This is a genomic window from Shewanella jiangmenensis, from assembly GCF_018596335.1.
Taxonomy (GTDB): domain Bacteria; phylum Pseudomonadota; class Gammaproteobacteria; order Enterobacterales; family Shewanellaceae; genus Shewanella; species Shewanella jiangmenensis.
The window spans coordinates 659,376-682,097 of sequence record NZ_JAHEPS010000002.1 but is presented as its reverse complement, the minus strand read 5'-3'; the positions used below and the strand labels follow the sequence as shown (position 1 = coordinate 682,097).

The following is a 22,722-nucleotide window of genomic DNA, read 5'->3' as shown; positions in this document are numbered from 1 at the left end:
ATGGGCATTCTGAACAAAATTCTGACCGCATTTCGTGGCGGCGCCAACGAAGTGGGCCAAAGCATAGTCGACGCCAACTCGACCCGTATTTTCGAGCAGGAAATCCGCGACGCCGAAAAGCATCTGACCAAGGCCAAGCGCGATCTGACCGATGTGATGGCCAAAGAAATGGCCGCCGCCCGTGAAGTGGATCGCTTAAAGCGCACCATCAGCGAGCACGAAGGCTACGCCAGTCAAGCGCTGGATAAAGGCAACGAAGCACTGGCACTGGAAGTGGCCGAAAAGATCGCCCAGCTTGAGCTTGAACTTTCTGAGCAGCACTCAGCCAACGAAAGTTTCTCGGCCAATGCCGCCAAGCTTAAAGAACTGGTGAAAAAGACCGAGCGCCAACTGGCTGATTATCAGCGCCAGCTGTCGATGGTTAAAACCACCGAGAGTGTGCAAAAGGCTACCGCGTCTATTACCGACTCGTTTGCCTCCAGCAACTCCAAGCTGCTCAACGCCAAAGAATCTCTCGAGCGCATCAAGGCCCGTCAGCAGCAGTTTGACGATCGCATGAAAGCCGCCGAGACCCTGGAAAACGAAAACAGCGACAAGTCGCTGGCCGCCAAACTGGCCGAAGCCGGCATCGGCGAGCAAAAGAGCGATGCCAATGCGGTGCTCGAACGGCTCAAAGCCCGTAAAGGCTAAGCAAGCGTTATCATCAACACCCGGCCCAGTGCCGGGTGTTGGCGTTTGATTTTTTAACTGCTTACCCGGCGGAGACACTCCATGAGCTTTTTTAAAAGCCTCTTTGGCGGCGACAAAGCCCCAACGCCCCGCAGCATTCGCCATCCGCGCGAGCTGATGAAAGGCGATATTATCAGCCTGGACAACGACTTTGGTTTACCCGCGCAGCTGCGCGGACAGTCGCTGGAAGTGGTAGCCATCAACACCTACGAGTTCGAGCGCAGCCAGGAAACCGAGTGGCAGCTTAAAGGTCCAAGCGGCGCGCCGGTGTTTTTAAGCCTGGTGGAAGGGGATGAAACCTGGCTGCATTTTTGCACCAAAATCACCCGCGCTGAAGTCGACGAGGTATTTGGCCTCGATGCCTTTGCCGACGTATTTGAGGAAGATTGTCAGCTGGCGCTGACCACGCAAAGCGAGCCGGTGCAGCTATCTCAGTGGCTTGGGCAGCATTATCACAGGGTAAGCTTTGCGCTTTTTGGCTATTTCCACCGCGAAGATTACCGCAATTTGCGCCCGCCCCAGGACGCCCATGGCGCAACCGGCGAGCCGTTTGAGTTTTACTTTCTTGAAGATGAAAACGAAAAGTACAGCGTCACGGTAGAAGTGAGTGAAGGCGGCGATACCGAGGTGTCAGTCGGCTTTTATGCACCGCTCAGCCTTATCCGCGAGTATTGGCCAGGAAAATCAGCATGACCAAAACCAAACATCCACTGCCCGAAACCTGGTTACAAAACCAGAAAGCTGCCAAAGCAACCCAGGTCGCCTTTGATTTGGATGAAAAATTTCAGTATCAAATCCGTAAAGCAGCACTCGACTCCAACTTGAGCCCATCGGATCAAATCCGCTCTATTTTGGGTTTGTCGGTGGCCAAGCGCCCCACCCGCCCACGGCTTACCGTGTCGCTGAGTGCCGAAGATTACGTGCTGTTGGCCGAAAAATATGGCCTCAGCGCCGAGATGCAGCTTGAAATCAAAAAGCGGGTGCTTGAAGACCTGGTAAAGTTTGTCGCCGATAAATAAGGCACTGACGTTTCGGGGGATTAATGTCAGAACATCTTCATGTGCGGCGGGTAAAGAGTCCGGCTCCCATCGAGCTTGCGATGATGCTGCTGTCATTGCTGGCGGTGATTGTGGTGCTGGTCATGACCTTTGGCCGGCTCGACGACGAAACTTACCGGCTGCTGTTTATTATCGATACCGGCATTTGCTGTATCTTTTTGCTGCATTTTTTTGTTGGCCTGTTTCGCGCCGATAATAAATGGGTGTTTATCAAGCATCACTGGATAGACTTTGTCGCCAGTATTCCGGCCATTGAGGCGCTGCGCTTTGCCAGACTGTTTCAGATCCTGCGGGTCATCCGGCTTATCCGCATGAGCCGCTCGCTGCTGTCGCAGGTACTGAGGCAGCGCCGTCAGGCCACATTGGCAAGCCTGTTGGTGGCGCTTATCACCATTTTAACCCTGTCGTCGGTGGCGATTTTGCTGGTCGAATCCCCGGCCGAAGGCGCCAACATACTCACCGCCGAGCAGGCTATCTGGTGGGCCATGGTGACTATCTCCACCGTTGGCTATGGCGACCATTATCCGGTGACCACCGCAGGCCACATCGTCGGCTCCATGGTCATTGTTTGTGGCGTCAGCTTCTTCGGTATCATTTCGGGTTATATGGCGTCGGTGTTTGTCGCCCCGGATGAGGAAGAGCGGCAGGAGTCGCAAACCGAAACCCTGCGCCATGACATGGAAGCGGCGCTCAAACGCTTGGAAGATAATCAGGCAACCATGCTCAGGGAAATGGCAGCGCTCAAACACGCGCTCAAAGAAGCCCGCGACGCCGCCCCATCAAGGCCGCAGGACTGAACCGCTTCACTTTTCAGCTACAGCAATCAACAAAAATCCCGGCAACCGCCGGGATTTTTATTGCTTAGCCAATAGTTAACCGGCTTTAATGCCTAAAGCGCGCTAATGCCAATAGCGCTTAAGTGCCAATAGCGCTTAAGTGCCAATAGGGCTTAAGTGCCAAAAGCGCCGCAAGACTCTGGCGCGCGCCAAAGTTCAAGGTCACGCCTTTATCATCCAGCCAGTCGTGCATCTCGGCATCGGGACCCGCAAGCTTGCCAAGCAGCTGATAGGCACCAAGCACATCAAAGCGCTGCTTCGCATCCTGCCAGGCGGCGCGGTAATGGCGTCTTGCCGCCGGCTCATAAAGCTCACCGAAAGTGATATCGGCAAGGCGCATCGACTCAAGTTCAGCGCCGGCATCACGCAGGGCTGGACTGAGCAGCTCTGCACTTAGCTCGATTGTGCTATTCGATGCCGCCGCGCGCTCGATAGCAACCAGCTCATCAAGGCATTGCTGCAAACGTTGGGCGGCGATGGTAGCAATGGTCGAAGCAGGCATAGTCGAAGCAGCCATAGTCGGAGCAGCCATCGACGAAGAAGCAGAAGTTGCTATTTGCCCCTCAGCTTGCGGTTTCTTAAAAAGCAGGCTGACCATCGCCAGTTGCACCTGACCATACGCTGGCAGACGCCACAGCCGCTCAAGCCTCGCAAGCAAGTCATCACTCTTCAGCCGGTGCGCGGCATCATCCTGCCAGCGCTTGCTATCCGGGCGACGGCCAAGGAGCTCATCGCGGTTTTCAGCAATCAGGGCCAGAGCCTGCGCTTCATCAATAAAATCAAGCTGCGCCAGGATCTCTGAAAAGCCCGCCGCCAGAGTATCTGTCATCACGCCGAATTGACGACAGGCCGCGTCAAGCAGCATGACTGCAGTGCGAAGCCTTGCCCACAGCGGCGCAGCGCCGAGCGGATCGCCGCTTGACTGAGCGAGCAAATCCTCAAGCAGCTGCCAGCGCTCGAGCGCCGTTTCAATAATCAGCGCAAACCCAGCGCCAGCGTCACTGACACCAGCAAGTGGCACCCCTTCAAGCACCTCAAGCGCCCGCTTACCGCCAAGACCGGCCAGACGATAACCGCGCTGGGCCTTACTCGCTTTGCCAAGTCGCATCGGCACTTTGGCAACCAGCTTGTCGGCAAGGCTCAGCAAATCAGCCGGGACGCCGGAGAGCAGCTCAAACTCAAGCTCGCATAGCGGCTCACTTTTATTACCGCTGCTGATGGTGCCTTCATCAAGGGCGATTTCTATCCGGCTTTCGCCCTCGGTCACATGCCATGTCAGGCGACGAAAATCGGTATGAAACACGCACCCAAGCCGCGCCTGAGTGGCGCCAAGGTCGGCGCCCTCGGGCCAAATTGCAGCGGGGAACAGCGAAAGCTCCGGGGTATCAGCATCAATGGCCACATTATATTCGGGCCGACTGTGGATACCGCCCACCACCTTGCCGGCAGTTTTGATGGTCTGCTCACGCTCGCCGTTGCGGCCACGAACCCGAAGGCCCATGTCCCAATGTCTCAGTTGCAGGTCTTCCGTATCAAAATAGCCGTTACTGAGCACGACATCCGACTGAAAATCACCACTAAACAGGTGATTAATCTCGTTAATGAGGTTATTTTTATTCTCGGGAAGAAAAAAGAGTTTGAGTTCTATCTCGGCGTCCATGTGCTCCGGGCCTTAAGTCGTGTCATTAAAAGTTCATTGAACCGACACCTGAGTGTCACAATGTCATACAGTTGTCATAATTCGTCTGTATGATTTGCGTCGCGGGTCAGGTTATAACCCGTTAGTATAAATACTGACGTTTTTTAGGTAAAAACACAGTTTCAATACGTGGACGCATGGGGTAACATGCGCCCGCAATTTCCAATGGTGGAATAACCTACGTAGGTAAACGGCTATGCCAGTAAACTCCATTTTGGGCGTGTTTGCAAAATCGCCAATCAAGCCACTGCAAGAGCACATCGATAAAGTCAGCGAATGTGCAAACATTCTGGTCCCCTTCTTTGAAGCTACAACCGCGGGTGACTGGGAAAAAGCAACGGAACTGCGTAAGCAAATCAATAAAGCAGAAAAAGATGCGGATGCACTGAAGCGTGAAATCCGTCTCACCTTGCCCGGCGGTCTGTTTATGCCGGTCGAGCGCACAGACCTGCTGGAACTTCTCACCCAGCAAGATAAAATCGCCAATAAAACCAAAGACATCTCCGGCCGAATCATTGGCCGCAACCTGGTAATCCCTGCACCTATCCAGGAACCCTTCATGTCCTACCTCAAGCGTTGTCTTGATGCCGTTGCGCTGGCCAAAGAAGCCATCAACGAACTGGACGAGCTGCTGGAAACCGGTTTCCGCGGCCGCGAAGTCGACCTGGTAGAAAAAATGGTTAAAGAACTCGACTTGATCGAAGAAGACACCGACGAGCTGCAAATTGCCGTGCGCCGTGGTCTGTATGCCGTTGAAGAAGGCATGAGCGCGGTCGATGTCATGTTCCTGTATAAAATTATCGAGTGGGTCGGCGACCTGGCAGACCTTGCCGAGCGCGTTGGTTCCCGTTTAGAGCTGATGTTAGCTCGCGTTTAACGAAGGTTTTACTACTATGGTTGATATTTTTGTCACCTATGGCCCCTGGCTTATTGGTCTGGCGGCTGTGTTTGGTTTTCTGATGGCTTGGGGTATTGGCGCCAACGACGTAGCCAACGCCATGGGCACCTCAGTAGGCTCAAACGCCATTACTATCAAGCAAGCTATTATCATTGCGATGATTTTCGAATTTGCCGGCGCGTTTCTCGCCGGTGGCGAAGTGACCAACACCATTCGCAGCGGCATCATCGATTCCAGTTACTTCAACGACGTACCGCACCTTTTGGTTTACGGCATGATTTCAGCGTTGCTGGCGGCCGGGATCTGGTTGGTGGTTGCGTCTGCGCTGGGCTGGCCTGTGTCTACCACGCACTCCATCATCGGCGCCATCATTGGCTTTGCCGCGGTGGGTGTTGGTACCGAAGCCGTTGCCTGGGGTAAAGTAACCGGCATCGTTGGCTCCTGGGTTGTGACGCCGGCTATTTCTGGTTTCATCGCCTTCCTGATTTTCCAAAGCGCCCAAAAGCTGATTTTCGATACCGACAATCCGCTGGAAAACTCCAAGCGCTACGTGCCTATGTACATGTTCTTCGCCGGCTTTATGATGTCGCTGGTGACCATCGACAAGGGTCTGGTGCATGTGGGTCTGGACTTCACCACCGCGCAGTCTTACGGCCTTGCAGCCGCTATCGGTGTGGTTGTAGCCATTGTGGGTAAGTTCTTTATCAGCCGCCTGAAAATGAGCGATAAAGCCGACCGCCACACCCAGTTTGCCAACGTAGAAAAAGTATTCGCCATCATGATGGTGATGTCAGCCTGTTGTATGGCCTTTGCCCACGGCTCTAATGATGTGGCCAACGCCATCGGTCCGGTTGCCTCTGTGGTATCTACCGTAAACAACCACGGCGAAATCGTTGCCAAGGCACACCTCGACTGGTGGATCCTGCCTCTGGGCGCCTTCGGTATCGTGTCGGGTCTGGCGCTGTTTGGTAAGCGTGTAATGCAGACCATCGGTAAGAACATCACTCACCTGACCCCAAGCCGCGGCTTTGCTGCTGAGCTTGCTGCTGCCTCTACCGTGGTAATCGCCTCAGGTACGGGTCTGCCAATCTCCACCACCCAAACTCTGGTGGGTGCGGTGCTCGGTGTGGGCATGGCCCGTGGTATTGCCGCCATCAACATTGGTGTGGTGCGCAACATCGTGGTGAGCTGGGTTGTTACCCTGCCAGCCGGCGCAGGTCTTGCGATTGTATTCTTCTATATCATCCGCGCTGTGTTTGGTGGCTAAGCTTACGCCTAAGCCCCTGTAGCAAGGTTGAAAACAAGAGGGAAGTCCACGGACTTCCCTCTTGCATTGAAGGGCGCAAATCCCTAGCATGTTGGCAAACTTTACCTGATGGGATGTTATCTGTGTTCAGACCCTTGCTCGTAGCAGGAGCCCTGCTCCTCTCCCCTGTTGTAATTGCGGAAAATCAGCCCCGCGTAATCTCCGATGACATCTTCGTTTACCTGCTCAATGGCCCGGGTACCGAGTACCGGATTTTGGGCAGCATCACCGCTGGCACCCCGGTCACCTTCACCGGTGAAATCTCTGGCGATTACGCCCGCATCAGCGATCACCGTGGCCGCGATGGCTGGGTACTGAAGAGCTCGCTGAGCAGCGAAAAGAGCATCAGGCAAAAGCTGGCTGAAACCGAGCAGGCCCTGATGGAAAGCCGTGCTGAACTTGCCTCCTTCAACGAGCAATACTCAGATACCGCCGGCACCATCAATGCGCTGAAAGATCAGCTCGCCAAGGCCGATGAGCTGGTGCGTGCCGCCACCGAAGGCAAAGTAGCCGCCGAAGCGGCCCGCGATGCGGCGATTGCCAAAATCCAGAGCGCCGAAGAGGAAAAGCGTTATCAATTCTGGAAAGAAGGTGGCCTGATCGCCGCCGTTGGCGCGCTCATCGGCATTATTCTGGTGTATCTGCCACGGCCACAACGTCGCAGCAGAAAGCGCTGGATGAACTGATTTACTGTCAAGACCCGGGCCTTTTCAAACGCCCGGGTCTTGTCAATTGTGCGTTACGCCCGCCTCGATTAATCCAAATCAAACAATCTTCACATTCCCTCCCCGTCCAGTGTCACCGATCACAATTTGCATGTATAATTTGCGCGCCCGAGACGCAAAATTGTATACAAAATGAAAAAGGCGTCCGCCGGAGCTTTGGAAAGCCGCCCTCAAGGCTGCCTATAACCCCTTACCGGCCCAGATGGAAAGATAACTATGTTCAAAGCGAGTGAAGTACTGGCAGGTCGTTATGACAACGCCAATCTCGACGAATTGTTCAGTCTGATCAGTCAAAACTACATCGTGGATGAAGAGGCCTACCTCAAAGAACTGATTGCACTGGTTCCGTCGAGTGACGACGAAATCGCGCGTATCACAAGCCGCGCTCACGATCTGGTCGCCAAGGTGCGCCAGTACGAAAAGAAAGGTCTGATGGTCGGCGTTGACGCCTTCCTGCAGCAGTACACGCTCGAGACCCAGGAAGGTATTATCCTGATGTGTCTGGCCGAAGCCCTGCTGCGTATCCCCGACGCCGAAACTGCCGACGCGCTGATTGCCGACAAGCTGTCCGGCGCCAAGTGGGACGAGCACATGTCCAAGAGTGACTCAGTGCTGGTTAACGCCTCCACCTGGGGCTTGATGCTTACCGGCAAAATCATTCAGCTCGACAAAAACATCGACGGCACCCCAAGCAACCTGCTGAGCCGTCTGGTTAACCGTCTGGGTGAACCTGTTATCCGTCAGGCCATGTACGCCGCGATGAAAATCATGGGCAAGCAGTTCGTGCTTGGCCGAACCATCGAAGAAGGCATCAAAAACGCCGCTGAAAAGCGCAAACTCGGTTACACCCATTCTTACGACATGCTGGGCGAAGCCGCCCTGACCATGAAGGATGCCGAGAAATACTACCGTGATTACGCCAACGCCATTCAGGCGCTGGGCACGGGTCAGTTTGACGAATCAGAGTCACCACGCCCAACTATCTCCATCAAGCTGTCTGCGCTGCACCCACGTTACGAAGTGGCCAACGAAGACCGCGTGATGACCGAGCTCTACGGCACCCTTATCAAGCTTATCGAACAGGCCCGCAGCCTGAATGTCGGTATTCAGATTGATGCCGAAGAAGTGGACCGTCTCGAGCTGTCGCTGAAACTGTTCAAGAAGCTGTATCAGTCAGATGCCGCCAAAGGCTGGGGACTGCTGGGTATCGTGGTGCAGGCTTACTCCAAGCGCGCCCTGCCGGTACTGATGTGGCTGACCCGTCTTGCCAAAGAGCAAGGGGATGAAATCCCGCTGCGTCTGGTAAAAGGCGCCTACTGGGACAGCGAGCTTAAGTGGGCTCAGCAGGCAGGTGAAGCTGGTTATCCGCTCTTTACCCGCAAGGCTGCCACCGACGTGTCGTACCTTGCCTGCGCCCGCTATCTGCTGTCTGAAGCCACCCGTGGCCTGATTTATCCGCAGTTTGCCAGCCACAACGCCCAGACCGTTGCCGCCATCACCGCCATGGTTGGCGATCGCAAGTTTGAGTTCCAGCGCCTGCACGGCATGGGACAGGAGCTGTACGACACAGTGCTGGCCGAAGCCGCCGTACCGACAGTGCGTATCTACGCCCCTATCGGTGCCCATAAGGACCTGCTGCCGTACCTGGTTCGCCGCCTGCTGGAAAACGGTGCCAACACCTCTTTCGTACACAAGCTGGTAGACCCCAAGACCCCGATTGAGTCGCTGGTAACCCACCCGCTCAAGACTCTGCAAGGCTACAAAACCCTGGCAAACAACAAGATAGTTAAGCCCGCCGACATCTTCGGTGCTGAGCGTAAAAATTCCAAGGGACTCAACATGAACATCATTTCCGAATCTGAGCCATTCTTCGCTGCGCTGGAAAAATTCAAAGACAACCAGTGGAGCGCAGGCCCGCTGGTTAATGGCGAAACCCTGTCAGGCGAAGTGCGTGACGTGGTAAGCCCCTACGACACCACCCTGAAAGTAGGTCAGGTTGCCTTCGCCAATGAAGCCGCCATCGAGCAGGCCATTGCCGGCGCTACTGCTGCCTTTGGTGACTGGTGCCGCACGCCGGTAGAAACCCGCGCCAATGCCCTGCAAAAGCTCGCTGATCTGCTGGAAGAAAACCGCGAAGAACTGATTGCCCTCTGTACCCGCGAAGCCGGTAAGAGCCTGCAGGACGGTATCGATGAAGTGCGCGAAGCCGTAGACTTCTGCCGCTACTACGCCGTACAGGCCAAGAAAATGATGGGCAAGCCAGAGCTGCTGCCAGGCCCAACAGGTGAGCTTAACGAGCTGTTCCTGCAAGGCCGCGGCGTGTTTGTCTGTATCAGCCCATGGAACTTCCCACTGGCCATCTTCCTCGGTCAGGTTGCGGCCGCGCTGGCCACCGGTAACACAGTTATCGCCAAGCCTGCCGAGCAGACCTGTCTGATTGGTTTCCGCGCTGTGCAGCTCGCTCACGAAGCTGGTATTCCAAAAGCCGTGCTGCAGTACCTGCCAGGCACAGGTGCCGTTGTCGGTGCCAAGCTGACCTCTGATGAGCGTATCGGTGGCGTGTGCTTTACCGGCTCTACCACTACCGCCAAGGTCATCAACCGCGCCCTGGCCGGTCGTGATGGCGCCATCATTCCGCTTATCGCTGAAACCGGTGGTCAAAACGCCATGGTGGTTGACTCCACCAGCCAGCCTGAGCAGGTTGTGAATGACGTGGTATCGTCTGCCTTCACCAGCGCCGGTCAGCGCTGCTCCGCCCTGCGGGTTCTGTATTTGCAGGAAGACATTGCCGAGCGCGTACTGGACGTACTGAAAGGCGCCATGGACGAGCTGGCTTTGGGTAACCCAGGTTCAGTGAAGACCGACGTAGGCCCGGTGATCGATGCCGCTGCCAAGGCAAACCTGAACGCACACATCGACCACATCAAGCAAGTGGGTCGCCTCATTCACCAGCTGCGCCTGCCAGAAGGCACCGAGAACGGTCACTTCGTGGCGCCAACTGCCGTAGAAATCGACTCCATCAAGGTACTGACCAAAGAAAACTTCGGTCCTATCCTGCACGTGGTGCGTTACAAAGCGTCTGAGCTGAACAAGGTCATCGACGAAATCAACTCTACCGGTTTCGGTCTGACCCTGGGCATTCACAGCCGTAACGAAGGTCATGCGCTGGAGGTGGCCGACAAGGTTAACGTGGGTAACGTCTACATCAACCGCAACCAGATTGGTGCCGTGGTTGGCGTGCAGCCATTCGGCGGTCAGGGTCTGTCAGGCACAGGTCCAAAGGCCGGTGGTCCACACTACCTGACCCGTTTTGTGACCGAGAAGACCCGCACCAACAACATCACCGCCATCGGCGGTAACGCCACCCTGCTGTCGTTGGGTGACGCCGACTAACAGGCTGCGCCTGTCAGGAAGCTTGCTTCCATCCTCAAAGCCGGGCTCTGCCCGGCTTTTTGTTTTTGCCTTTCAACTCGCTTGCCGCTAGAGCCTGAGCTTTGCGCCTGTGTTTGCCTCGCCACCTTGCGCCTCAAAAGCTTTGGCTATACTTGATGGATGACTGACATTGAGCCTGAGTCATCAGCCTTGGCATACATGCTTCAACATCCATGCACTGACATCGATGCCCTGATATCTAGCCATTAACATCTAGCCATTAACATCAGAGAGGAACGGCCACATGAGCGATAAACTGCTGACATTGGACGAGGTCGCCAAAATTCTCGACAAGTCACCCGTCACCATCAAACGCTACGCGCGGGAGAACCTGCTTTCGGCCAAGGGCGAAGGCGACGATCTGGTCTTCAAAGAAGAGGAAGTGATGCGGTATCTGGAGTTTTCCAAGCGCCTCGGCTAAGCGGATTTGTACTCGGCATAAAAAAACAGGGCGATGCCCTGTTTTTGTTTACTCAAGGTTCTGCGAGTCCGCGTCGAGGTTTCAGGCTCGGCTTTTCAGCGTAGGCTCAGGCTCTGGCTCGGCGTCTCAGTTTCTGCTTTTAAGGGAGCGATACTCGGGATGCGCTGCGAGCAGTTCGGTATGTTTGCCGCTGGCAACCAGTTGGCCACCTTCCAGAATATGGATGCAGTCCATCTCGGCCATCGCCGTCAGCCGGTGGCTTATCATCAGCAGGGTCTTACCCTTGGCATGTTCAAACAGCCGCGCCAGCATCAGCTGCTCGGTCTGGCTGTCGAGCCCTTCGGTGGGTTCATCCAACAGCATAATTGGCGTATCCCGAAGCAGTGCCCGCGCAATCCCGATACGGCGCTGCTCGCCGCCGGAAAGCTGCCGCCCACCTTCTCCAATCCACTGGCCAAGCCCTTCATCGCCGCTTGCAAGATAGCCAAGCCCCACCTGCTCAAGCACCTCGATAAGCGTGGCATCAGCGACCTTTTGCTCGCAGGCAAGGGCAAGGTTATCCCGCAAAGGCCCAGCAAACAAATGCACTCTCTGGGTAACCACCGTCAGGGTGGCGCGAAGTGCTCTTTCATTAAGCTCTGTAATCGGCACGCCGCCAATGCTGATACTGCCGTGCTGCGGCTCATAACTGCGGCAAAGGAGTGCAAACAGACTCGATTTACCGGCGCCGGTCTTACCAAGAATGGCGACCTTGGTGCCAGCGGCAACCGTCAGGTTAAACGCATTCAGCACAGGATTACCGCTTCCATTTGCCGCATCATAACTGAAGCTGACATTCTTAAAGCCTACCTCGCCGGAAAGCCGCTCATCCCGCTCGCCAAAGCAAATGGCGCTCTTTTCATCCAGCAATGATTTAACGCGCCCGGCCGCAGCAGCGCAGCCCGACAGCTGCGAAAACGCCGATGCCAGCGGCTGCAGCAACTCCATGGTGGCAAGCGCAGCAAACAGCACCATGGCCGCGAGCGGCCCGGGCGGCACCCGCTCACCCACGCCCTGAGCCGCCAGATACAGCATCAGCAGCACTATCGCCCCATGGGCAAGAATAATGACCGCCTGCGACAAACCAAGCAGCGACGCCATGGCGCGCTGGGCCGTTTGCCACTCTGATTCCGCCGAATCCAACAGCGCTCGCTCGCCCTTAAGCCCTTTAAACATGGCAAGCTCGGCAAGGCCACCCAAATATTCGAGGGTAAGCAAACGGTAACGCCGTTTGCCATTGACCACGGCGGCCGCACTTTGTCGCCCAAGCAGGTAAAACCCTGCGGGAATAATCAAAAGACACAGCAGCAGCGCGCCGCACAGAGTGAGCGCCAGGCCCATATCAAACCAGCCGATAAAGGCAAACAGCGCCAGCAGCAAAGCGATAAAGGCGCCCATTGGCACCATCAGGCGCAGGTAAAAATGGTCGAGCGTATCAATATCGGCCACCAGCCGATTGAGCAGCTCACCACGGCGCTCACCGGCAAGGCGCGCTTCATCTAGCGGCATCAGCGCCTTCCACACCCGTACCCTGAGCTCGGTCAGCAATCTGAAGGTCGCTTCGTGGGTGGCAAGGCGCTCGCCATAGCGGCTGGCGGTGCGGGCAATGGATAAAAAGCGCACCCCACCTGCGGGGGTAAAAAAGTTAAATGTCTGCGCCGTGGCCACACTGAGCCCGGCTACAGCGGTGGCCGATAAAAACCAGCCCGACAGCGACAACAGGCCAATGCCCGCCAGCAGGGTCACTATCGCGAGCGTAAGGCCTGTGAGCATCATCAGCCACTGACGGCGGATAAGCGGTAAAAACAGTGACAACAGATTCATGCGCCGACCTCCATGGCAGGCTGAATTCCAGCCGCTGCAAGCAGCCCGGCAAGGGCGCCGCCCCGTGATGCGAGCTCAGATGCGGTGCCGGACTCAACTACTTTGCCGCCTTCCAGCACCAGCACCTTGTCCATTTCAGCGAGCAAGTCCAGACGATGACTCACCATCAGCACAGTGCAATTCTCGGTTTCGCGCGCAAGCGCCGCCATCACTTTGCGCTCACTGTCGATATCAAGGCTCGCGCCCGGTTCATCGAGCAAAAACACCTGTGGTCGCTGCGCCAACGCCCGCGCCAGCGCAAGCCGCTGCGCCTGCCCGACCGACACCCCTTGGCCACCCTCGCCAAGGCCATGGTCGAGTCCGGCCGAAAGAGAGGTAACAAAATCAGCGATTTGCGCCTTCTCAAGCAGAGTCACTATCTCGCTGTCGCTAAGCTCACGGCCCATGGCCACATTGTCGCGAATACTGCCGTGAAAAAGATGCGGCTCCTGCCCAAGCCAGGCGATGGCTTCGCGAAGCTGTTCCAAATCCAGTGTTTCGATGGCAAGGCCGCCAATTTTAAGCTCACCTTCTATCGGCAAAAAGCCCATGATGGCGTTGAGCAGACTGCTTTTACCGGCGCCGGATACGCCGACTATGGCAACCCGTTCACCCGCCTTGATGGAGAAATTCAGCGGCCCGGCGATACGGCCGCCCTGATGGGAAAGGATATAGAGATCTTTGGCTTCAATGTCCCAGTGCTTAGGCGTAGCGTCTCTGTGCTCGGCCTCAGCGCTGCGGCTTTGCGGCTCTTGCTTAATTTGCTGCTGCGGCGCAAGCGCAAGCAGTTCCGAAAGATTTTCAGCCGCCGCCACCGCCTGTGCCTTGGCATGATAGTGGGTGCCCATGTCCCGAAGCGGCTGATAAAACTCAGGCGCCAGCATCAACACAAACAAGCCGGTAAAAAGGGAAATACCTAGGTCATAATGGCCAAAATTCAGGTGGCCAAGGTAACTGAAGCCAAAATACACCGCCACCAGCGCGATACTGATGGCGGCGAAAAACTCGAGCACCGCCGAGCTTAAAAACGCCATCCTGAGCACCGACATGGTGCGGCTTCGAAATTCATCGGAGGCCTTTTCGATGGCGCGGCCCTCGGCTTCGGCGCGGTGGAACAGCTTCAGGGTCGACAATCCCCGCAGCCTGTCCATAAAATGCCCGGAAAGTCTTGAAAGCGCAGCGAAATGTTTTCGATTGGCATCGGCCGCGCTCATGCCGACCAGGATCATAAAAAGCGGAATAAGCGGCGCAGTCCCCAGCAAAATCAGCCCCGCCGCCCAGTTCATCGGAAACACACAGGCAAGGATGATAAGTGGAATACAGGCGGCGATAGAAAGCTGCGGCAGGTAGCGGGCATAAAAGTCATGTAAATCTTCGATTTGCTCAAGCACCAGGGTGCCCCAACTGCCAAGGGGCTTACCCTTGATAAACGCAGGCCCAAGCAAGGTGAGCTGATTAAGCACCCGCGCCCGCAAGTCGGCGCGAAGGCGGCGCCCCGCTTCAAACGCCACCCGCTCACGGCCAAAGGCAGCAAGTGCCCGCAGCGCAATCAGGCCACCGAGGAGAGCAAATTCGCGGATAAACAGCGTAGGCACCGCGCCATCCATCACCACGGCCGCCAGCAGTTTGGCAATCAGAAACGCCTGGGCTATCAAAAGCATGCCACTTAGCACACCGAGCACTACCGACAAAAAAAGATACGGGCCACAGGCAGCCTTTTGCGCCTTAAGCCAGAGAGCGAGTTGCTTTTCGAGGGATTTGTCCATGAATTCCTGCACCGGGAGACTTGATCTTACCCGCAAACTGCGGCAGGAAAGCAGTATCGCAGCCTTACTCAACCGAATAAACCCGCGCCGGCGGAATTGTTACACCTTTCACAAAATTTGCGCTGGATCAATGTTTTCCTTAAGCCTGATTTAACGAAGAGCGCAAAACTACTGCGATGAAAGCGAAGGGATGAACGCGATTGAAGACAAATTTAAAGCCCCTGCGCGTGAGCGAGGGGCTTAGAGTCAGCCTAAGCGATTGGCGTATTCGACGATTGGCGCTGCACTAAGTGATAGACGCAGGATTCGGGCAAGCTCTACAGAGCCATCTACCCACAGCCGCTCAGCGTTCTTCGCGCAGGAAAACCGGGGTGAGCGGTTTGGATTGCTCGGGGCTGAAATAATAGCCGTCATAGTTGAAATCGTTCAGCTCGGCTATGGTCTGAGGGCGCTTTTCAAGTATGTAACGGGTCATCAGGCCGCGCGCTTTTTTGGCGTAGAAACTGATTATCTTGTACTGACCATTCTTGGCATCTTTAAAGACAGGGCTTACTACTGTGCCTTTGATTTGCTTGACATTAACGGCCTTAAAATACTCGGTGGAGGCCAGATTCACCAGAATATCATCACCTTGCGCCGCCAAAGCCTCGTTCAGTTTGTCAGTGATGATGTTACCCCAGAATTCATACAGGTTTTTACCGCGGCCGTTGGCAAGCGAGGTGCCCATCTCAAGTCGATATGCCTGCATTAAATCGAGCGGCTTCAGCAGTCCATACAGACCTGACAACATCCGCAGGTGCTGCTGGGCATAATCAAGATCGGCGCGGCTCAAGCTATCGGCATCAAGGCCGGTGTAGACATCGCCGCGAAAGGCAAACAGCGCCTGCTTGGCATTCTCCAATGAAAACTCAGGCCGCCAGCTGGCAAAGCGCGCGGCGTTCAGCCCGGCGATTTTGTCGCTCACCGACATCAAAGAGGCAATATCGGCAGGGGTAAGTGCCTGACACACCTTGATAAGCTCGGCGCTATGACCGGTAAGCTCGGGCTGAGTGAAGTCAGCAATCGGGGCGGGATTTTCATAATCCAATGTTTTGGCGGGAGAAATAACTGCCAGCATAGGAGCCTCTCTTATCTTTTGGGATGCTAATGATACCCAAGTGACATAAAAAAACCACGCCGTACGGGCGTGGTTTTATGGATTGGCTCAATCGGCTCAGGACTTGGCGGCCTGACTTTGCACGTCATCCGGCCAAATGTCAGTTTCGACCTGACCTTCAAGCTCAGGGAACTTACTGCGGTCAAACACCGGCATGTCGCCGTTTTTGAGCTGCTCACGGTAATCGTTGATAACCCGGACAGCAAGCCCGGAGAGCAGCACCAGTGCCACCATGTTAACAATTGCCATCAGCCCCATGGACACGTCAGCCAAGTCCCACACCAGGCCAATCTTGGCCATGGAGCCGAACATCACCATTGCAAGCACCGCCAGGCGGAACAGCGGCAGGGCTTTTTTGCGATTGCCGGACAGGAACATCACATTGGTTTCGGCGTAGGAATAGTTGGCAATAATGGAGGTAAAACAAAACAGCAAAATCGCAAACGCAATAAAGGCGCCGCCCCAGTCACCTACGTGGCTTGTCAGTGCATCGATGGTGAGCTTGATGCCGTCACTCTCGCCGCCCATGTCACCGGCCAGAATAATGATGGCGGCCGTTGCGGTGCAGATAACCAGAGTATCAACAAACACGCCCATCATCTGCACAAAGCCCTGCGATGCCGGATGATTTGGATTAGGCGATGCACTCGCCGCCACGTTGGCTGCGCTGCCCATACCTGCTTCGTTTGAAAAAAGACCGCGGGCAATACCGGCCTGCATCGCCTGCGCCACGCTGTAGGCCACGCCGCCGGCAACCGCTTCCTGCCAGCCAAAGGCACTCTTGATAATCAGCATAAAGGCATCGGGCAGCTTTTCGATATTGAAAATAACGACCACCAAGGCAATCAGCAAATACGCGAGCGCCATAAAAGGCACAACGATTTCAGACACTTTGGCAACTTTGCGCAGCCCGCCAACTATCACAAAGGCGCTGGCTATCACAATGCCTATGCCCACATACATGGGGTTAAAGCCAAATACCCGCTCCATGGCACCTGTGATGGTATTCGCCTGCACGGCGTTGAATACCAGGCCGAATGCCAAAATCAAAAACAGTGAAAACAGCACGCCCATCCAGCGCTGGCCCAATCCCTTCTCCATATAATAGGCAGGGCCACCACGGAACTGACCATCTTCATCTTTTACCTTGTAGACCTGTGCCAGAGTCGATTCAATCATGGCCGTTGCCATACCGAGCACCGCAATCGCCCACATCCAGAATACGGCGCCGGGGCCAGCGGTGCCAATAGCTACGGCGACACCCGCCATGTTTCCAGCGCCCACCCGGGCAGCCATGCTGGTACAAAACACCTGAAATGATGACAGACCATCGGCGCCACCCTGACGGCTGATGCTCATGATCTTAATGCCGTGCTTGAAGTGGGTCAGCTGAATAAATGCCAGCCTGACGGTGAAGTAAAGCCCTGCCCCTACCAGTCCGTAGACCAGCAGCTTGCCCCAAAGCAGAGCATTCAGAAAATTAACGATGGTTTCTAACATAGTCTTGAACTTATTCCTTCTGGCAGTGATGGCGAATTTTGCCCGGCATCACTGTGGCGAATGATCCGTTAAGATCATGAATAGCTGTAATTTTTGAATCATTATTTTGTTGTGAGACAAAAGTTTCGTCACATTTTACAGCGTATTGGCGTCCGACGGACGCGGCAAAATAGCACAGTAGCGGAAAAAATTCGCGTGATCCATCTCACGATTGCTCATTTATACGACATGCGCATCACGCTATTAAAACAAGGATAAGCTACTGTTAAAGCTCGATTAACAATCGAATAACTGCAACTCAAAAGCACAACGCAGTGAAATCAACTTCATAAAAATTGGATGGCGGACACGTTTTTGTAAAAAAATTACAAATATAGTGTGTCCCAAGAAAGCTATTCCAATTAACCATTTTAAGCATCGAGAGGCTTATTATGACTCAAGCACACGAGATAGGCGCACTGAAGAAATTTGTGCGTGCCACCAACTTTCTGGCCACGTCCCAGATTTATCTGAAGCAGAACGTTTTGCACAAACGGCCGCTGGCCCACAGTGACATCAAACCCAGACTGCTCGGGCACTGGGGCACATGTCCGGGGATTAACTTTGTTTATGCCAACGTTAACCGCCTCATCGTTAAACACAAACGCCCCTTCCTTTATCTCGTTGGCCCAGGCCATGGTTTCCCCGCTGTTCAGGCCAACCTGTTTATTGAAGGTTCTCTGAGTCATTTCTACCCCGACACCATTCCTTATAATGAAACCGGCATCGAAGATATCTGTAAGAAATTTTCAGCCGCCTATGGTTATCCTTCCCACGCCAACCCAGAAGCCCCCGGCCAAATCCTGGAGGGCGGTGAGCTTGGCTATTCCTTATCTGTCGGTTTTGGTGCAGTGCTCGATAACCCGGATTTGATTGCCACTGTACTGGTTGGCGACGGCGAATCTGAAACCGGCCCGCTGGCTGCCTCATGGTACGCCAACCGTCTGGTTAACCCTGCCACCTGCGGCGCCGTGCTGCCGATTGTGCATATCAACGGTTACAAGATTTCCGGCCCGACCCGTATGGGCCGCATGAGCCACGAAGAGCTGGATCTGGAATTCCGCGGCCTTGGTTATCATCCAATTATTGTTGACGACCAGCTCGAAGAAGATGTGTACGTGCAAATGGTTAACGCCATGGACACCTCTTACGCGATGATCACCGACATCCAAACCCGTGCCCGCGCCGGTGAAGATATCTGTAAACCGCGCTGGCCGGTTATTTTGATGCGCACCGCCAAGGGCTGGACCGGGGTTGCCGAAGATAAAGGCAAAAAACTCGAAGGCAACTGTGAATCGCATCAGGTGATTGTAAACAAGTGCGCCACTGACAAAGCGCACCTGGAGGCGCTGGACAAATGGCTTGCCAGCTACGGTTTTGCCGAGCTGTGCAAGATAACCGAGACTGGCACCATCGAGTTCGATGCGGATATTAAATCCCTTATTCCACCAAAAGAGTTGACCTGTGGTCGTCAGCGCCTGTCCTACGGCGGCGAAGTGGTGCGCGCCCTGTCCAATCCGGATCTGACCAAGCTGTCTTATGGTCCTGAAGTGCCAAGAGGACATCGCGGCTACTCCATGAATAAGATGGGCGAGTGGATGCGCGAAGCGTTCAAGCTTAATCGCGATCAGCGTAACCTGCGGATTTTCAGCCCTGACGAAACCTACTCCAACCAGCTGCAGGCGGTGTTTGAAGAAACCGATCGCGCCTGGCAGTGGCCCATCGAAAGCTGGGATCAGGACATGGCCCGCGATGGCCGCGTACTGGAGCTGCTGTCAGAAAACCTGTTGTTCGGCATGATGCACGGCTATACCGTGACCGGCCGCCACGGCATGTTCCCAACCTACGAGGCGTTCTCGCAGGTGGTATCGTCCATGGCCGACCAGTACTGTAAATATGTGTACGCAAGTCAGGGGGTACATTTCCGCAAGCCGCTGCCATCGTGCAACGTGGTGCTGTCATCGCTGCTGGAACGTCAGGATCACAACGGTTACTCGCACCAGAATCCAAGTTTCCTGGGTGCCATGTTGGAGAAACACCCTGAGATTATCTCGGCTTATTTGCCAGCCGATGCCAACAGCACCCTGGTGTACACCGAGCGCGCCTTTGCCGACCGCGACAAGCTCAACATCATAGTCGCCGGTAAGAAAGAGCTGCCGCAGTGGCTGTCACTCGAAGAAGCTCGTCGCCAGGCAAAAGATGGCCTGATGGTGTGGGACTTCGCATCCGATGAAAACCCGGATGTGGTGCTGGCCGGTTGCGGTGACTACGCCACCCAGGAATGTATGGCCTCCCTGGTGCTTATCCGTGAGCTGTTACCACGGGTACGGGTGCGCTTCGTCAGCGTGTCTGAACTCAACTCCAGCGGTCTTGGCAGCCGTAAATTCCAGCAAAAGCCCTGGATGATGGATGAGATCTTTACCAGCGATAAGGGTGTGGTGTTCAACTATCACGGCTACCCCAACACCATTAAGAAACTGATTTTTGATTACAAAGGCTGCAAACGCTTCCGCATCAAGGGCTATGAGGAAGAAGGCTCCACTACTACACCATTCGACATGGGGGTTCGCAACGGTACGTCGCGATATCACCTGGTCATCGACATGGCGTACAAGCTGTTCCAGCAGGGCGTGATTGATGAGACACAGCACGTGGCCATCACCACCGACATGCTGCAGCGCCTGGTGGACCACAAAAACTACATCAAGGCCAATGGCGTCGATCCTACACATATTGAAAACTGGGTATGGACACGTTAAAAAGTTTGTAAATTTGTGATCTAAAAGGCGCTTTAACCGGCGCCTTTTGTTTTTTTCCACAAAAAGAATGATGTACTGTGGATATTCGAATATTTAGAATGGATAATAATGTTGGCTCGCTAAACCACAAAGGGATCACCACACTAAGTGCGGGCTATGCGCTATAAAATTCACTGCGCATTCTGGTGGATATCATCAAACAATGGACTTGGAGAATTATGATGAAAAACTCATTGAAAATTGCACTGCTCGCGTCTGTGCTGCCTTTTGGCGCATATGCTACTGACAGCGGCATGAGCCCATGGTACGTGGGTGGCGGTGTGGGCGTAAACAACTACGAACCAAACTGCGACGAAAAAACCATGAAGACCTGTGGCGAAGACAGCCCATATGCATGGGATGTGTTCGGTGGTTACCTGTTCAACGATTACTTCGGTATCGAACTGGGTTACCGCGATCTGGGCCGCGCTGAGTGGACCGATTATGCCAACGCTCTGAACGACGTGGGCGCCAAGGGCACTACCCTGGGCCTGGTAGGTTTCTGGCCATTTGCCAGCAAGTGGAGCCTGTCTGCTGAAGCCGGCGCCATGAACTACCTGGTTTACAACAACAAACAGTGGGGTTCTAAATACTACAGCGACAGCGGTATTGCTCCATTCGTTGGTGCTGGTATCGGTTACAACTTCACTGACAACCTGAAACTGTCTGCCAAATATCGTCGTTACGAAAACCTCGACGAAGAAATTTGGAACACCCTGCAAATGGAAAGCAACTACTGGGGTCTTGAGCTGAGCTACCGCTTCGGCAGCAAGGCAGCTCCTGTTGTAGTAGCGCCAGTTGTTGCAGCCGTTGACTCTGACAACGACGGTGTGACTGACGATATGGACAAGTGCCCAGCCACTCCGTCCAACCACAAGGTTGATGCTTACGGTTGTACTGTTTACCAGGACGACGTAACCACTCACAATCTGGGTTCACTGCGCTTTGCCAACAACTCAGCCGTTATCCACTCATCTTCTTATGAGTCTGTTGAGAAGCTGGCAAACTACATGAACCAACACCCAGGTTCTACCGTTGAGATCGGCGGTCACGCCTCCAACGTAGGTAACCCAGACTACAACCAGAAGCTGTCTGAGAAGCGCGCCAATGCCGCTGCCAAACTGCTGGTTGAGAAGTTCGGCATCAGCTCTGACCGCGTATCTGCCAAAGGTTACGGTATCAGCCGCCCAGTAATGGAAGGCAACACTGCTGAAGCCCACGCAGCCAACCGTCGCGTTGAAGCTGTTGTGACTGGCTCTGAAAAGGTGCCTGTTCTCAAGTAATGCTTGAGTAACGTTATGAAAGCCACTGCCCTGCAGTGGCTTTTTTCTTTTACACTGTATGCATCTGCCAGCACATTAAGTGAAAAATTAAACCGTTTCTGTAATTTTTTTTCATGTCGCGGTTGGAAAAAAGCCCAAAATCGCTTCTAATATTGTCACTAGTACTCCGGCATTCCGGCGACTTTTCGAGAAGGACAAGACCCATGGCCAATACCTTAGAGCAACTCAAATCCTTTACCACCATTGTTGCCGATACCGGCGATATCGAGGCAATCAAGCGCTCCCAGCCAGAAGATGCGACCACCAATCCATCGCTCATTCTTAAAGCGGCACAAATTCCTGAATATGCGCCCCTGATTGACAACGCCATTGCCTGGGCCAAGAGCCAGAGCAGCGATCTCGCCACTCAGATTGAAGATGCCGCCGACAAGCTGGCCGTTAACATTGGTCTGGAAATCCTCAAGTTGGTTCCCGGCCGCATTTCGACTGAAGTCGACGCCCGCCTGTCATTTGATAAAGCCGGCTCCATCGCCAAAGCGCACAAGCTCATTCGTCTGTATCAGGAAGCCGGCATCGACAAGAGCCGTATCCTTATCAAACTCGCTTCCACCTGGGAAGGCATCTGCGCCGCCAAGGAACTTGAAGCCGAAGGCATCAACTGCAACCTGACACTGCTGTTCAGTTTTGCCCAGGCCCGCGCCTGCGCCGAAGCCGGTGTGTTTTTGATCTCTCCTTTCGTTGGCCGCATTCTGGACTGGTACAAAAAGTCCACCGGCAAAGACTACAGCGCCAGTGAAGATCCGGGCGTAGTGTCAGTGACTGACATCTACAACTATTACAAGCGCCATGGCTACAAGACGGTAGTTATGGGCGCAAGCTTCCGTAACACCGGCGAAATCATCGAGTTGGCCGGTTGTGACCGCCTGACCATAGGCCCGTCACTGCTCGAGGAAATGGCAGCCAGCAACACCCCTGTGGTACGCAAGCTCACCCCGACCAGCGAAACCGTTGCACCGGGCGACGCCTTGACCGAAGCCGAATTCCGCTGGGAATTTAACGAAGATGCGATGGCAGTTGAGAAACTCGCCGAAGGTATTCGTAACTTCGCTGTTGACCAGGGCAAACTGGAAGATATGCTCAAGGCAAAACTGCAAGGATAAGCCAGGAACACACC

General features: G+C 54.7%; 17 protein-coding genes. 12 read left to right on the top strand and 5 right to left on the bottom strand.

Annotation, left to right across the window (positions count from 1 at the left end; genetic code table 11):
• From KJI95_RS08435 to KJI95_RS08420, 4 genes are all read left to right on the top strand, one after another.
• Positions 1-690: a PspA/IM30 family protein gene (locus KJI95_RS08435; protein ID WP_214506730.1), complete on the top strand. Its 690-nt coding sequence runs from the start codon at positions 1-3 to the stop codon at positions 688-690.
• An 81-nt stretch (positions 691-771) separates the two neighbouring features.
• On the top strand, positions 772-1,422 hold the full coding sequence (locus KJI95_RS08430; protein ID WP_214506729.1) for a hypothetical protein: 651 nt from the start codon (positions 772-774) through the stop codon (positions 1,420-1,422).
• The gene (locus KJI95_RS08425) at positions 1,419-1,748 is read left to right on the top strand and encodes a hypothetical protein (protein WP_214506728.1); all 330 of its coding nucleotides are present in this window, start codon (positions 1,419-1,421) and stop codon (positions 1,746-1,748) included. Before KJI95_RS08430 ends, KJI95_RS08425 begins: the two co-directional genes overlap by 4 nt.
• Before the next feature lie 23 nt (positions 1,749-1,771).
• A complete protein-coding gene (locus tag KJI95_RS08420) occupies positions 1,772-2,584 on the top strand; it encodes an ion transporter (protein WP_214506727.1) in 813 nt (270 codons plus the stop codon).
• 118 nt (positions 2,585-2,702) lie between these two features.
• Here KJI95_RS08420 and KJI95_RS08415 read toward each other — a convergent pair whose 3' ends face one another.
• Positions 2,703-4,283 carry a CYTH domain-containing protein gene (locus KJI95_RS08415; RefSeq protein ID WP_214506726.1) on the bottom strand — a complete coding sequence of 527 codons (1,581 nt, stop codon included), beginning with the start codon at positions 4,281-4,283 and terminating at the stop codon, positions 2,703-2,705.
• A 235-nt stretch (positions 4,284-4,518) separates the two neighbouring features.
• Between KJI95_RS08415 and KJI95_RS08410 the strand changes: the two genes are divergently transcribed.
• The 5 genes from KJI95_RS08410 to KJI95_RS08390 all read left to right on the top strand — a co-directional run bounded on the left by KJI95_RS08410 (position 4,519) and on the right by KJI95_RS08390 (position 11,104).
• Positions 4,519-5,199 carry a TIGR00153 family protein gene (locus tag KJI95_RS08410; RefSeq protein ID WP_214506725.1) on the top strand — a complete coding sequence of 227 codons (681 nt, stop codon included), beginning with the start codon at positions 4,519-4,521 and terminating at the stop codon, positions 5,197-5,199.
• Positions 5,200-5,215: 16 nt separating this feature from the next.
• Positions 5,216-6,487: an inorganic phosphate transporter gene (locus KJI95_RS08405; RefSeq protein ID WP_214506724.1), complete on the top strand. Its 1,272-nt coding sequence runs from the start codon at positions 5,216-5,218 to the stop codon at positions 6,485-6,487.
• Positions 6,488-6,609: 122 nt separating this feature from the next.
• The gene (locus KJI95_RS08400; RefSeq protein ID WP_214506723.1) at positions 6,610-7,212 is read left to right on the top strand and encodes a TIGR04211 family SH3 domain-containing protein; all 603 of its coding nucleotides are present in this window, start codon (positions 6,610-6,612) and stop codon (positions 7,210-7,212) included.
• Positions 7,213-7,467: 255 nt separating this feature from the next.
• The gene (gene putA / locus KJI95_RS08395; protein ID WP_214506722.1) at positions 7,468-10,644 is read left to right on the top strand and encodes a bifunctional proline dehydrogenase/L-glutamate gamma-semialdehyde dehydrogenase PutA; all 3,177 of its coding nucleotides are present in this window, start codon (positions 7,468-7,470) and stop codon (positions 10,642-10,644) included.
• 283 nt (positions 10,645-10,927) lie between these two features.
• Entirely contained in the window at positions 10,928-11,104 is a 177-nt protein-coding gene (locus KJI95_RS08390; RefSeq protein WP_214506721.1) for a helix-turn-helix domain-containing protein, read from the top strand.
• 126 nt (positions 11,105-11,230) lie between these two features.
• Here the strand turns inward: KJI95_RS08390 and cydC are convergent, their stop codons facing one another.
• The 4 genes from cydC to KJI95_RS08370 form a co-directional block, all read right to left on the bottom strand.
• On the bottom strand, positions 11,231-12,967 hold the full coding sequence (gene cydC, locus KJI95_RS08385) for a heme ABC transporter ATP-binding protein/permease CydC (RefSeq protein WP_214506720.1): 1,737 nt from the start codon (positions 12,965-12,967) through the stop codon (positions 11,231-11,233).
• The gene (cydD, locus tag KJI95_RS08380) at positions 12,964-14,772 is read right to left on the bottom strand and encodes a heme ABC transporter permease/ATP-binding protein CydD (protein WP_214506719.1); all 1,809 of its coding nucleotides are present in this window, start codon (positions 14,770-14,772) and stop codon (positions 12,964-12,966) included. The genes cydC and cydD overlap by 4 nt, the downstream gene beginning before the upstream one ends.
• A gap of 343 nt (positions 14,773-15,115) precedes the next feature.
• Entirely contained in the window at positions 15,116-15,889 is a 774-nt protein-coding gene (yaaA, locus tag KJI95_RS08375) for a peroxide stress protein YaaA (protein ID WP_214506718.1), read from the bottom strand.
• A 96-nt stretch (positions 15,890-15,985) separates the two neighbouring features.
• A complete protein-coding gene (locus KJI95_RS08370; RefSeq protein ID WP_214506717.1) occupies positions 15,986-17,428 on the bottom strand; it encodes an alanine/glycine:cation symporter family protein in 1,443 nt (480 codons plus the stop codon).
• Between the two features lie 431 nt (positions 17,429-17,859).
• Here KJI95_RS08370 and KJI95_RS08365 point away from each other — a divergent pair, with 431 nt between their 5' ends.
• The 3 genes from KJI95_RS08365 (at position 17,860) to tal (ending at position 22,708) form a co-directional block, all read left to right on the top strand.
• Positions 17,860-20,226, top strand: coding sequence for a phosphoketolase family protein (locus KJI95_RS08365; protein ID WP_214506716.1), 2,367 nt, complete (start codon positions 17,860-17,862; stop codon positions 20,224-20,226).
• Between the two features lie 218 nt (positions 20,227-20,444).
• Positions 20,445-21,548, top strand: coding sequence for an OmpA family protein (locus KJI95_RS08360; RefSeq protein ID WP_214506715.1), 1,104 nt, complete (start codon positions 20,445-20,447; stop codon positions 21,546-21,548).
• A gap of 203 nt (positions 21,549-21,751) precedes the next feature.
• Positions 21,752-22,708: a transaldolase gene (gene tal, locus KJI95_RS08355; protein WP_214506714.1), complete on the top strand. Its 957-nt coding sequence runs from the start codon at positions 21,752-21,754 to the stop codon at positions 22,706-22,708.
• The last annotated feature ends 14 nt before the right edge of the window (positions 22,709-22,722 follow it).

What these genes read in the sequence shown, in the direction of transcription:
- KJI95_RS08370 (WP_214506717.1), bottom strand. Translation starts at nt 17,428, where the DNA reads ATGTTAGAAACCATCGTTAATTTTCTGAATGCTCTGCTTTGGGGCAAG.
- putA (WP_214506722.1), top strand. Translation starts at nt 7,468, where the DNA reads ATGTTCAAAGCGAGTGAAGTACTGGCAGGTCGTTATGACAACGCCAAT.
- KJI95_RS08405 (WP_214506724.1), top strand. Translation starts at nt 5,216, where the DNA reads ATGGTTGATATTTTTGTCACCTATGGCCCCTGGCTTATTGGTCTGGCG.
- KJI95_RS08365 (WP_214506716.1), top strand. Translation starts at nt 17,860, where the DNA reads ATGACTCAAGCACACGAGATAGGCGCACTGAAGAAATTTGTGCGTGCC.
- KJI95_RS08390 (WP_214506721.1), top strand. Translation starts at nt 10,928, where the DNA reads ATGAGCGATAAACTGCTGACATTGGACGAGGTCGCCAAAATTCTCGAC.
- yaaA (WP_214506718.1), bottom strand. Translation starts at nt 15,889, where the DNA reads ATGCTGGCAGTTATTTCTCCCGCCAAAACATTGGATTATGAAAATCCC.
- cydD (WP_214506719.1), bottom strand. Translation starts at nt 14,772, where the DNA reads ATGGACAAATCCCTCGAAAAGCAACTCGCTCTCTGGCTTAAGGCGCAA.
- KJI95_RS08360 (WP_214506715.1), top strand. Translation starts at nt 20,445, where the DNA reads ATGATGAAAAACTCATTGAAAATTGCACTGCTCGCGTCTGTGCTGCCT.
- KJI95_RS08415 (WP_214506726.1), bottom strand. Translation starts at nt 4,283, where the DNA reads ATGGACGCCGAGATAGAACTCAAACTCTTTTTTCTTCCCGAGAATAAA.
- KJI95_RS08425 (WP_214506728.1), top strand. Translation starts at nt 1,419, where the DNA reads ATGACCAAAACCAAACATCCACTGCCCGAAACCTGGTTACAAAACCAG.
- cydC (WP_214506720.1), bottom strand. Translation starts at nt 12,967, where the DNA reads ATGAATCTGTTGTCACTGTTTTTACCGCTTATCCGCCGTCAGTGGCTG.
- KJI95_RS08430 (WP_214506729.1), top strand. Translation starts at nt 772, where the DNA reads ATGAGCTTTTTTAAAAGCCTCTTTGGCGGCGACAAAGCCCCAACGCCC.
- KJI95_RS08420 (WP_214506727.1), top strand. Translation starts at nt 1,772, where the DNA reads ATGTCAGAACATCTTCATGTGCGGCGGGTAAAGAGTCCGGCTCCCATC.
- tal (WP_214506714.1), top strand. Translation starts at nt 21,752, where the DNA reads ATGGCCAATACCTTAGAGCAACTCAAATCCTTTACCACCATTGTTGCC.
- KJI95_RS08410 (WP_214506725.1), top strand. Translation starts at nt 4,519, where the DNA reads ATGCCAGTAAACTCCATTTTGGGCGTGTTTGCAAAATCGCCAATCAAG.
- KJI95_RS08435 (WP_214506730.1), top strand. Translation starts at nt 1, where the DNA reads ATGGGCATTCTGAACAAAATTCTGACCGCATTTCGTGGCGGCGCCAAC.